The organism is Roseovarius sp., assembly GCF_018066915.1.
GTDB lineage: Bacteria > Pseudomonadota > Alphaproteobacteria > Rhodobacterales > Rhodobacteraceae > Roseovarius.
In genome coordinates this window covers 1-11,450 of the sequence record NZ_JAGPVV010000047.1, presented here as the reverse complement: position 1 = coordinate 11,450, position 11,450 = coordinate 1, and the positions used below count along the sequence as shown (strand labels likewise).

The window sequence follows — 11,450 nt, the reverse complement described above, 5'->3', positions numbered from 1 at the left end:
TTCTCAGTTTTTATGAGGATGTCAACGAGGCCATCGCGCATCATCAGGCCCTGATGAAAACCACCGCGGTAGATTCGGACTGACGCGCCGCCTCCTGCGCTTCAGGCATCGCGGCGAACAGGGGCCCGGTTGTCAAATCCGAACTGCGCCAGCAAGGCCTCGTTGTGCGGGCGGAATTGCTCTTCCAGCCATGCGATCCGTTCCGGGCTGCGCCCCATGTCCGGCTCTTGCGTCTGGTGGAAGGCGCTCAGGAACATCTGTCGGATGTCCTCATCCGCGCAGCCGGGGTCTCGCATGGCCGCGGCAATCACGTCGCAATCCTGCATCCGCAACGAAGGATTTGTCTCGTGATGCGGCACCTCCCAGATCATGCCCTCTGGCTGCCCCAGAACCGTGTCGAGCACGGGTTGGATATTGCGGTGACTATCAAGGATGAGCGGCAAGCCGGGGAACAGCTTGCCCCAATTCGTCAGATAGACGGCGGGTTTCATCGTGTCGATCCGGCGCTTGGCAAAGGTCTCGAAATCGCGCCCGCCATAGGGTTTGCGCTCGGCCAGAAAGGTATCGAAAAACTGCTTCATGAATTGCGAGTAATCGCCAAACACGAAGTCACTGAACGGGCGCAGGAACACCAGCAGTTGCACCGCGATTCCGGTCTTTGCGGTGATGCCCGCCAAGGCGATCCCGCGTTTCGAGAGCGAGTAGAGGTCCTCGTGGCTCAGGACCACGGTATGGGCCCCATTCGCGAACATGGCGTCAACATCCGCCTGCGTGATCTCGGCCAGATTCGCGGCATTGCCCGGATGCGATCCGGTGGGCGCGGGATAGTGAATACCTTGCTGCAACAGCGTCTCGGAATTCTGCACCATCACACGCTGGAGATAGGTCGAGCCACATTTGGGAGAGCCGATATGCAGGATTATCTTTTGGGTCATGGCGCAGGCTTCTAGGGTCGTGCAAGGCGCGTGGCAAGGCGATTGGCCAGATCGTCGATCATGTCCTCGGGATGGCTGCCAAGGTCGCGCAGGTCGATCTCGCGCTCCGCTTGGGTCACGGGCGCTGCGTGCCACGCGGTCCCCAGCGCATCGGCCAGATCCGGGGCCGTGGCAGGCACCGAGAGGATGGCAGGGCTCAACCGGCTCAGGTCCTTGGGGCCGAACCCATTGGTGACAACCCGCACACCGGCGGCGGCCATTTCCAGCGGTGGATGGCTCGGATGCGGTGAATACATCAGCGACAGACCCAGATCGACGGTGCCGAGATAGTCGGGATAATCCTCCCAAGGGAGCTTTCCGAGGCTTCGCAGCACAAGCCCCCCCGGCAGCGAGACATCGCTGTGATGCTGGCCGATGGACACAAGCTCGATCTCCTCTGGGCCCAGTCCCTCTTTCTCGACAAAGCGCGCCAGGGCCTCGATTGCGGTGGCATACATGTTGCGCGGCACGTCGGGCCGTCCATAGAGCGCCAGACGGCGTGGCCCGGCGCCCCCCGCCCGGCGCGCAACATGGCTATAGCGTTCAATGTCGATTGAGGGGTGAAACGCCAGAACATCCCCGGTGGCAAAGCCGAACCCCTGCTCGGAAAACCAGTCGCGCAACAGGGTGGTGTTGAACACCGGCTCGAAATCAAAGTGATAGCTGGCCATCGCATCGGCGAATTCCGGGCCCCAGGCATAGAAATGCGGCTCGTAGTCTTGGATCAGATAGAGAAAGCGCCCCTGCGCCATCTCGTGCCGCCGGATCAGCTTTTCCGCGACATGCGCGCTCCACCAGGCCGTGGCCATGAACAGGTCCTCGGGATGGAGTGTCAGCGTCGGGCTCTGCACGCCGCAATACAGGGTGATGCGCGTGCTTACGGCTTCCACGTCTTGCCTCTGCCCAAGGCGCCCCAGCACAAAGCTGCGCGAGGTGCCCGGAGAAGACATCGGCAAATCGGTGGCGATAAAGCGTACAGGATAGCCCCGCACCGCAAGCCCAAGGCCAATGTCGAGCGCGGTGGCAATCCCAGCAAAGATTTCGGTCGGATTGAGCGTCGGCACCAGAATGTTCAGCGCGGCGTGGGGTGCCGAGAACTCCGGCACAAAGCGCGGCTCCTTGCGCAGGTCGACAATGCCCTCGTGCTTGACCGGAGACTTGGCCGGACCGGACAGGTTGCGGGGCGGGCGCGGCGTCATCCCCGGTGAGAGCGAATAGAGCCGCGTGTCAAATCCGTCGATGGCACTCCTCAGGCCCGGCCCAAATGCCTCGCGCAGGGTCCAGACCGTGCGTCCAGTGCTGACCACGGCAAATCCCGCAGCGATCCGCGCCAGCCCCGCGTGCCCCTGCAGGGCCAGCCCCAGCGCATCGCGCAGATGTGTGCCCATGCCGCGCATCCGCCGCAGATAGGGGCGCAGCGGCGCAGTTTTGGCCTCGCCATGTTTCAGGCTACCGTCGGTAATGGCATCACTCAATCGGTTATAGGTCGACTGCCCCAGATATCGCGCCAGCGCATAGGCCGTGGCCTCCTTGCGCATCCACATGGCATCCGGGCGCTTCCATCGCAGACCTTTGCTTCCGCTGCGGTCGATGGCACCCATCACGTTGCTCTGGTGCTGGCGGTAATCGACGAGGGCCGCGTCGATCAGATGCACACCGCCCGTCGCCGAGGCCAAGAGGCCAAGCCAGAGATCATGGTAGAAATGCACCCCGCTTTGCGGCGGAAAGGGCAGCGCCAGCCGCACCAGCCGGGGCCGCATCAGCGTGGTCATGCCGGTGATGTTATTACGATAAAGCAGGCCGCGCAGGCCGGGGGCTTTCTTGCGCCGCTCAAAGGCGAACATCGAGCGGTGCAACACGGTCGTGCCATCCGGCCCAACAAGGCGCGCATCGCTATGCACAAGATCGGCGCCGCTTGCCGCCAGCGCCGCCACCCCGCGTTCAAGCCGATCTGCATGCCAGATGTCATCCTGATCGCAGAGCGCGATGAGGGTGTCGTCTTGGGTCAGACCCTCGGCGTCAATCAGACGCAGCGCTTCGCTCAGACCGGCCTCAAAGGCGCGCACGGCGTCAAGCGGCACATCACTGGGCACGAGGGTCAGGGACAGGCCCGCCGCCGCGGCCGCCTCTGCAATCAGCCTATCAGAAGTCGTATCCGCAATCACGGCCACCAAATGATGATCATCATGGGTCTGCGCCGCAAGCGACCGGAGCTGCGCAGCCAGATACTCAGGCTCTGGCTGGAACACGGCCATTATGATGAAAATGCGCGGTGCCATTATGTCCTGAGGGATCGAAATACCGCAAGCGGTCTAGCGGAGCCCTCGTGCCAATGCAAGCCGCGCGCGTCCGGCACCGGGTCTCTTGCTTGCGGTGCCTCTTTTGTCATTCAACCGTGACGGATTTTGCAAGGTTTCTAGGCTGATCCACATCGGTCCCTTTGGCCACGGCGGTGTGATAGGCGAGCAACTGCGCCGGCAGGGCATAGAGGATGGGCGCAAGCATGGGATCGGTTTCGGGCAGGGTGATGTTCTGCCACACACCGTCGCCCGCCTGCATCACCCCCCGCGCATCGGAAACCAGCAAGATACGCCCACCCCGCGCGATGACCTCTTGCATGTTCGAGACGGTCTTGTCGAAGAGCGCGTCGCAGGGGGCCATCACGATGACCGGCATCGTCTCGTCAATGAGCGCGATAGGCCCATGTTTCAACTCACCCGAGGCATAGGCCTCGGCATGGATATAGCTGATTTCCTTGAGCTTCAGCGCCCCCTCCAACGCCAAGGGATACATCAGGCCGCGCCCGAGAAAGAGCGCACTGGGCGCGGTCGCAAGCTGGCGCGCGATAGCTCTGATCTGCTCGCCACACTCCATCGCCGTGTTGAAGGCGGCGGGCAGGGCGCGCAGCCCCGACAAGACATCGGCCAGACGCTCTGGTCCGATATGGCCGCGGTCCTGCGCCGCCTTGAGCGCCAAGAGAAAGAGCACTGTCAACTGACAGGTAAAGGCCTTGGTCGAGGCCACGCCAATCTCGGCCCCGGCATGGATCGACAGCGCCAGATCGCTCTCGCGGGCGATGGAACTCTCGGGCACGTTGACCACCGACACGATCTGCGCGGCGCGCCCCTGCATATAGCGCAGCGCTGCCAGCGTATCGGCGGTCTCGCCCGACTGGCTGACGAACATCGCCACGGTGCCGGGGCTTACAGGCGGCTCGCGATAGCGGAACTCCGAGGCGATATCGACCTCGACCGGCAGACGCGCCAACTGCTCGAACCAGTATTTCGCGGTGAGACAGGCGTAATAGGCGGTGCCACAGGCCACCAGTGTCAGCCGCTCGATCTTGCCAAAATCCGGCACGCCTGCGGGCAGGGTCAGGCGCGTTCCATCGCTGCTCAGGTAATGCCCGAGGGCGGCACCGATCACCGAGGGCTGTTCGGCGATTTCCTTGGCCATGAAATGCCTGTGCCCGGCCTTGTCCACACGGGCGGCCTCGATCTCGATGGTCTTGACCGGGCGATTGGCGAGATGGCCATTGGCGTCAGTGATCACGAGACTTAGGCGCGTCACGACCGCGATATCGCCCTCTTCCAGATAGGTGATCCGGTCGGTCATCGGGGCCAGCGCAATGGCATCCGAGCCCACGAACATCTCGCCCGTGCCATGGCCCACGGCCAACGGGCTGCCGCGCCGCGCCGCAACCAACAGATCGGCCTCACCCTCAAAGAGGAAGCAGAGCGCATAGGCCCCCTCGAGCCGGGCGATGGTGGCGCGTGCGGCCTCGACCGGGTCCATGCCGCGCTGCATGTAGTGATGCGCCAAGAGGGCCACGGTCTCGGTGTCGGTTTCGGTCTCATGGGCGATGCCGTTGGCAGCCAGTTCCGCCCGCAGCGCCCGGAAATTCTCGATAATGCCGTTATGCACAACGGCCACCGGACCAGAGCGATGCGGATGGGCATTGGCCTCGGTCGGCGCGCCATGGGTGGCCCAGCGGGTGTGGCCGATCCCTGCCTTGCCCGCCAGCGGATGATGCACCAGCATGTCGGCCAGGTTCACCAACTTGCCCACCGCGCGGCGACGATCCAGACGCCCCTCGTTGATCGTGGCAATCCCGGCACTGTCATAGCCGCGATATTCCAGCCGCTTGAGCGCCTCAACCAGCAGCGGTGCTGCCTCGTGATCCCCCAGAACTCCGACAATCCCACACATCAGTTTGATCCTTTGTCGCGTTTTCCGGCGCGCGCCTTCAACAGATCGAAGAGCTTGCGCGCCCGCCCCGGCATGTCCACTTGCGGCGCGCGGGCAATGGCCAGCGCATCCGGGGCCACATCGCGGGTGATCACCGATCCTGATCCGGTCATTGCCCCGTCGCCCAAGGTCACGGGGGCCACCAGCATGGTGTTCGAGCCCACGAAAACGCGCGCACCGATCACCGTCTCATGCTTGCTCACACCGTCGTAATTGCAGGTGATGGTGCCCGCACCGATATTGCTCTCATCGCCCACGCGCGCATCGCCGATATAGCTCAGGTGATTGACCTTGGCCCCCTCGCCGATCAGCGCGTTCTTGACCTCGACGAAATTGCCGATGCGGGCGTGTTCGGCCAATTCGGTGCCGGGACGCAGCCGGGCATAGGGCCCAACCACCGCACCGCGCGCCACATGGCAGCCCTCGAGATGCGAAAACGCGCGGATATGCGCGCCGGTCTCGATGGTCACGCCGGGACCAAAGACCACATAGGGCTCGACCAGACTGTCGCGGCCCAGCCATGTGTCATAGGCAAACTGCACCGTATCCGGTGCGACCAGCGTCACACCAGTTTCCAGCGCCTCGGCGCGTTTACGGGCCTGAAACGCGGCCTCGGCCCGCGCCAATTCGGCGCGGGAATTGATGCCCATGGTTTCGGCTTCGTCGCAGGTAACAGCGGTCGCCGATAATCCCCGCGCCCGTGCCAGCCTTACGATGTCGGTCAGGTAATACTCGCCCGCCGCATTGGCATTGCCGACCTCTGCAATCAGCTCGAACAGCAAGGCCGCAGGCGCCAGAACGACGCCACTGTTGCACAGAGTCACACCGCGCTCTGCCTCGGTCGCGTCCTTGAACTCAACGATCCGCAGCAGGGTGTCGCCGTCCGTCACCAACCGCCCGTAGCGGCCCGGATCGGCGGCCTCAAAGCCCAGAACGACGATGTCATGGGCGCCGCGCGCGGCCTGCATCCGTTCCAGCGTTTCAGGCTGAATAAAAGGTGTGTCGCCATAGAGCACCAGCGCATCGCCCGTATAGCCCACCAGACGCGGCGCGGCCTGCGCCACTGCATGCGCCGTGCCCAGTTGCTCGGCTTGGATCACGATCTCTGCGGTCTCGTCAAACTCGAGTGCTGCGGCACGCACCGCCTCGGCCCCATGCCCGGCCACCACGATGACCTGATCGGGCTCCAGCGTCGCGCCCGCCTGCATCGCGTGCCCCAGCATCGGCGCGCCGCCGATCGGATGCAGCACCTTGGGAAGCTCGGAATTCATCCGCGTCCCCTGACCTGCGGCCAGTATGATCAGTGCCGTCGCCATTTTGCGCCCTCTGCCTCGTTTGCGTCCGTTTTATCCGGTTGCGGCACAGGTGCAAGGGCAGGGGCCGAATGGGTAATTATTTCGTCGCAAATATCGACAATTTTAACCTTTCCTTCACGCCAGCTCGGTGGTGTAGTTTTGCTGCAAACCATTGTAGCGCAAGGAGGTGAGGAAACTGAGAGAACCCGACTTTCGGAAATGGATGGTCTTACTCGCGGCGGGGACGCTGCTCGTTGGGATCATCCGGCTCTTGATGGGGTTCTAATCCCCTGAAAGAAAAGACCCTGCGGAGCAGCAACTCCGCAGGGTCACGTTTTCGGTGAGGACACTGAAAACCGATTTTCGGATGTCCTGTTTATACCCCAATCCCTACCAAAAAGTAAAGCTGCGCCTGCGTCCCATGCAAAACGCCGCCCCGAGGGGCGGCGTTTGTCGTATCCGTCCGGAAACAGGGTTCAGAACCCGAGACCGGCGTATTTGTTCTTGAACTTGGACACGCGGCCACCGGCATCCATCAGACGCGAGCTGCCGCCGGTCCAGGCGGGGTGCACCGACGGGTCGATGTCGAGCGACAGCGTGTCGCCTGCCTTGCCATAGGTCGAGCGCATCTGAACGATGGTGCCGTCGGTCATCTTGACGTCGATGACGTGGTAATCGGGGTGGATGTCTTTTTTCATCGTACCAATCCTTACGCGGAAGCGCCCGATTGGGCCTTGTAGGTGGAATCCTCTGCGATACGTGCGGACTTGCCGCGACGCGAGCGCAGGTAATACAGCTTGGCGCGGCGCACACGACCACGGCGCACAACCTCGATGCTGTCGATATTGGTCGAATAGAGCGGGAACATACGCTCCACGCCTTCGCCAAAGGAAATCTTGCGGACCGTGAACGAACCGGCGATGCCCTTGCCATTCTTGCGACTGATGCACACGCCTTCAAAGTTCTGCACGCGGCTGCGGGTGCCTTCGGTCACTTTGTAACCGACGCGGATCGTGTCGCCGGCTTTGAAATCGGGAATGGTCTTCCCGAGGGCGGCAATCTGTTCCGCCTCCAACTGAGCGATAATATCCATCGCTTCTCTCCTGATTTGCTTGCGGTTTTTTCCGCAAAGTGTCTCGCGTCCTCAGAGCTCTTGGTCTTCTTCCGGGTCCGCAGATGCGCCCGCCAGAGATCAGGTCGTCCTTGTCTGTGATCCGTTTGCCGGGGCTGCCGCAGGCGACCGAAGAAAGTCTGGCGGGCACGTAGCCAAAAACAAACAGGCCCAGAGCCGCCAAGCGATTCCAAGCAAGGCGGGGTATAGGGGTAAGTGCGGGACGGATCAAGCCTTGTCAGAACGGGCGCTGAGGTGTTTTTCCCATAGGTCGGGGCGGCGCTCGGCAGTCAGGCGCTCGGACATCTCGCGCCGCCATCTCTCGACCCGTGCGTGATCGCCAGAGGTCAGAACCTCGGGGATGACCCGGCCCATCCATTCGGCAGGGCGGGTATATTGCGGATGCTCCAGCAACCCGTTGGAATGGCTTTCCTCGGCTGTGCTCTCGGCATTGCCCAAAACGCCCGGCAAGAGGCGCACGGTGGCGTCGATCATCGCTTGTGCTGCAATCTCGCCGCCGGTCATCACGAAATCGCCCAGCGACACCTCTTGGATGCCATAGTGCTCGATCACGCGCTCATCGAGCCCCTCGAACCGGCCACAAATGAGGGTGACACCGGGGCGTTGCGACAGGTCTTGCGCCATCGCTTGATCAAATCGCTGCCCGCGCGGGCTAAGGTAGATCAGCGGCCAGCCGGGCGGTGTGCCTGCCATCGCTTCGTCAATCGCGCGCCCCATGACATCGGCCCGCAGCACCATGCCCGCGCCGCCACCAGCCGGGGTGTCATCGACATTGCGATGCCGCCCCTCGCCGTATGCGCGCAGGTCGATGGCATCCAGCGCCCAGAGACCGTTTTGCAGGGCGCGTCCCGTCAGGCTCTCGCCCAGAACCCCCGGAAACGCTTGCGGCAGCAGGGTGATCACCCGTGCTGTCCAGACGCCCGCCAGTTCCGGCGTGGGCGTGATCAATTCGCGCGGGGTCATCGTGGCGCGAATGGATTTGCGCCCATGCGAGCGGGGCGTATCGCTCATGTCAGACCATCGGGCGGATCGGCGATGATGCGGCCAGCGGCCAGATCGACGGTCGGCACCGCCTCTTTGGTAAACGGCAATAGAATGGTCGCGGATAGACCGGGCGCGTGGATTTCCAGAATATCGGATGCGCCATGGTTGAGCACTGCCTTGACCCGTCCCAACACCGCGCCGCCGGTATCGCATACCTCCAGACCGATCAGGTCGGCGTGATAGAATTCATCATCCGGCAGATTGGGCAATTGCCCGCGCAGGGCATAGAGCCGCGTGCCACGCAGCGCGTCGGCTGCCTCTTTGGTGGTGACGCCCGACAACTGCGCGGTGAAACCGTTGGTGGTCTGGCCCGTCAGGGTCACGTCAAAGGCGCGCGCGCCATCTTCGGTGCTGAGCGGGCTATAGGCGGCGATATCCTCGGGCATGGCGGTAAAGCTCTTGAGCCGCACCTCGCCACGCACGCCAAAGGCGCCGCCAATGGCACCCACGCAAATGCGGTCGCTCTCGCTCATGGGGTGATCTCCGGTTGGGCCGATTGGGGGATGATCCACTCAATTCCCGTGATGCGCAACGGGGTCATGCTCAGCGCACCTCTGTCGGAAGAGTGGGGCGGCGGGTTTCCCATCCGGCAAGCTCCAGTTCGGGCGTTTCGCTCGCGGTCTCTGGCCAGCCGACACAAAGATAGGCCACCAGCGCCCAGTCGGCGGGCACTTCGAGATCCCGCGACAATTGCACGGGATCAAGGATCGAAACCCAGCCCACGCCCAGCCCCTGCGCCCGTGCGGCCAGCCAGAAATGGGTGATCGCACCGACCACGGAATAGCGGCGCATTTCGGGCATCGTGCCCGCACCAAGACCTGCACCCTTGTCGGTCGTTTCGTCGCAATAAATGGCCAATTGCACCGGAGCCTCTTGCATGCCAGAGAGCTTCAAGCCGCTGTAAATCTTGGCCTTTTCGCCATCATAACCCGCAAGAGCGCGGTCGTTGGCGGCGGTGAAATTGGTCAGCGCCGCAGCGCGCGCGCCGGGCGATTGCACCCGGATCACGCGCCACGGCTCGCTCAGCCCCACAGAGGGCGAGAGAAGGAAGGTGTCGAGGCAGTCTTGCAATACAGCCTCGTCCACCGCGTCCCGGCGAAAGCGGCGCACATCGCGCCGCCATCGCATGAGATCGCGCAGGCCAGTCTGGAAGTCCTTGGAAAATTGTGACATTCCAGCGCCTTACCTGTCTTATTCCTCGGTCGCAGCCTCTTCGGCAGGGGCGTTGGCGGCCTCGGCCTTGGCGGCTTTCTCGGCGGCGCGCTCTTGCGCCTTCTTGCCCGGAACGGCCTTTTTCAGGTTGGCGCGCTCTTTCTTGGCGATGACGCCTGCGGCCTCCAGCATGCGGCTGATACGGTCGGTCGGCTGGGCGCCCTGTGCCAGCCAGTGCTGCACGCGCTCGACGTCCATCTTGACGCGGTCTTCGCTGTCTTTCGGCAGGAGCGGGTTGTAGGTGCCCAGCTTTTCGATAAAGCGGCCATCGCGCGGCATGCGGCTGTCGGCGGCCACGATACGGTAGGACGGACGTTTCTTGCTGCCACCACGGGCGAGACGGATTTTCATGGCCATTTGATATTCTCCTTTAATGGCGTGGGTTTGGCGGGGGTCAGACCCACCTTACGATTGGTGCTTCTGGTGATGCCGGATCACCTCGGCGATGATGAAGTTCAAAAACTCCTTGGCGAAAGCGGGATCGAGATCGGCCGCTTTTGCCAATTCTTCGAGCCGTTCGATCTGTTGCGCCTCGCGCGCGGGATCGGACGGGGGAAGGTCGTGTTCAGCCTTGAGTTTCCCCACGGCCTGCGTGTGCTTGAACCGCTCGGCCAGCGTGAAAACAAGGATCGCGTCGAGCCGGTCAATGCTCTGGCGATGCTCTTTCAGCAGTTGGGCGGCAAGGGCGGTGGCGTCAGTCATGCGAGACTCCGGCATGTACAAACCTTGCGGTTTGTGGCGTGAAACGTAAGGTCCGGGCGATGGGTCATGCGGCCACCTCGTCGGATTTCGGATGCCGCCAGACCTGACAGGCCAAGCCAAGCAACGTGCCCTCACGCTCAAAGCGCGCGCCCAGACGGCGGGCGAGGGCCTGAGAGCGGGCATTGTCCGGGTCGATGTGGGAAACCACACCGTCGAGACCAAAATTTGCAGCACCATGCGCGCGGGCGGCCTGCGCTGCGCGATAGGCGATGCCGCGCCCTTCGTGCCCATCCCAGACCTGCCAGCCAAGTTCCGGCTCGTCCCAGCCGTCGCGAAAGATGAACCCGCAAAGGCCCATCGGGTCGCCTGTGCCGCGATCCGAGATCACCCACATGCCATAGCCGCGCAGCGCCCAATGCCCGAGGTTGGCCGCGATGAGGCGCCAGCACTCTGCCCGCCCAAGCGGTCCGCCGACAAAGTGACTACGCGCGCCAGCATAAAAGGCCGCGAGCGCGTCAAGATCATCCTCGCAAATCGCGCGCAGGACAAGATCACCGCTTTTGACCTCGGGGATATGCACGGTGAAGGTTGTCATGCGTAGGCCTCGACCGAGCCGTCGTCGTCGTCGCGGCCAAAGGCGGCATCGGGGCCGGGGTGACGATAGAGCAGGTCGCGCCCCATGTGGATATTGTCATATTCCCGCTCGAAGCATGCGCCCAAGCGTTCTGCAAGTGCGACCGAGCGTGTATTGCCCGGCACGATGTTCGAGGTGAGGGTCGTGAACCCGAGGTCTTCATAGGCATATTGGCGGGCGCGCGCCGCGGCCTCATAGGCGATGCCACG

The 11,450-nt window shown here is 63.1% G+C and carries 13 protein-coding genes; all 13 read right to left on the bottom strand.

What is annotated here, in order from left to right; all coding sequences use genetic code 11:
• Positions 1–101 precede the first annotated feature (101 nt).
• On the bottom strand, positions 102–935 hold the full coding sequence (locus KBT70_RS02785; protein WP_296628522.1) for a hypothetical protein: 834 nt from the start codon (positions 933–935) through the stop codon (positions 102–104).
• Positions 936–946: 11 nt separating this feature from the next.
• Positions 947–3,253, bottom strand: coding sequence for a glycosyltransferase (locus KBT70_RS02780; RefSeq protein WP_296628520.1), 2,307 nt, complete (start codon positions 3,251–3,253; stop codon positions 947–949).
• 106 nt (positions 3,254–3,359) lie between these two features.
• The gene (glmS, locus tag KBT70_RS02775) at positions 3,360–5,183 is read right to left on the bottom strand and encodes a glutamine--fructose-6-phosphate transaminase (isomerizing) (protein ID WP_296628518.1); all 1,824 of its coding nucleotides are present in this window, start codon (positions 5,181–5,183) and stop codon (positions 3,360–3,362) included.
• Positions 5,183–6,538 carry a bifunctional UDP-N-acetylglucosamine diphosphorylase/glucosamine-1-phosphate N-acetyltransferase GlmU gene (gene glmU / locus KBT70_RS02770; RefSeq protein ID WP_296628515.1) on the bottom strand — a complete coding sequence of 452 codons (1,356 nt, stop codon included), beginning with the start codon at positions 6,536–6,538 and terminating at the stop codon, positions 5,183–5,185. Before glmU ends, glmS begins: the two co-directional genes overlap by 1 nt.
• Before the next feature lie 455 nt (positions 6,539–6,993).
• A complete protein-coding gene (rpmE, locus tag KBT70_RS02765; RefSeq protein ID WP_296628513.1) occupies positions 6,994–7,215 on the bottom strand; it encodes a 50S ribosomal protein L31 in 222 nt (73 codons plus the stop codon).
• An 11-nt stretch (positions 7,216–7,226) separates the two neighbouring features.
• On the bottom strand, positions 7,227–7,610 hold the full coding sequence (rplS, locus tag KBT70_RS02760; protein ID WP_296628512.1) for a 50S ribosomal protein L19: 384 nt from the start codon (positions 7,608–7,610) through the stop codon (positions 7,227–7,229).
• 246 nt (positions 7,611–7,856) lie between these two features.
• Complete coding sequence (gene trmD / locus KBT70_RS02755) at positions 7,857–8,660, bottom strand: tRNA (guanosine(37)-N1)-methyltransferase TrmD (RefSeq protein ID WP_296628509.1); 804 nt, start codon at positions 8,658–8,660, stop codon at positions 7,857–7,859.
• Positions 8,657–9,166: a ribosome maturation factor RimM gene (gene rimM, locus KBT70_RS02750; RefSeq protein WP_296628506.1), complete on the bottom strand. Its 510-nt coding sequence runs from the start codon at positions 9,164–9,166 to the stop codon at positions 8,657–8,659. Before rimM ends, trmD begins: the two co-directional genes overlap by 4 nt.
• Before the next feature lie 70 nt (positions 9,167–9,236).
• Positions 9,237–9,866, bottom strand: coding sequence for a 5,6-dimethylbenzimidazole synthase (bluB, locus tag KBT70_RS02745; RefSeq protein ID WP_296628503.1), 630 nt, complete (start codon positions 9,864–9,866; stop codon positions 9,237–9,239).
• An 18-nt stretch (positions 9,867–9,884) separates the two neighbouring features.
• A complete protein-coding gene (rpsP, locus tag KBT70_RS02740; protein ID WP_296628500.1) occupies positions 9,885–10,262 on the bottom strand; it encodes a 30S ribosomal protein S16 in 378 nt (125 codons plus the stop codon).
• 48 nt (positions 10,263–10,310) lie between these two features.
• Positions 10,311–10,607: a chorismate mutase gene (locus tag KBT70_RS02735; RefSeq protein ID WP_296628498.1), complete on the bottom strand. Its 297-nt coding sequence runs from the start codon at positions 10,605–10,607 to the stop codon at positions 10,311–10,313.
• A 64-nt stretch (positions 10,608–10,671) separates the two neighbouring features.
• Positions 10,672–11,202 carry a GNAT family N-acetyltransferase gene (locus tag KBT70_RS02730; protein WP_296628496.1) on the bottom strand — a complete coding sequence of 177 codons (531 nt, stop codon included), beginning with the start codon at positions 11,200–11,202 and terminating at the stop codon, positions 10,672–10,674.
• Positions 11,199–11,450 (bottom strand): GNAT family N-acetyltransferase (locus tag KBT70_RS02725; protein WP_296628494.1); only part of this gene is annotated, 252 nt, incomplete at its 5' end. The genes KBT70_RS02730 and KBT70_RS02725, both read right to left, overlap by 4 nt.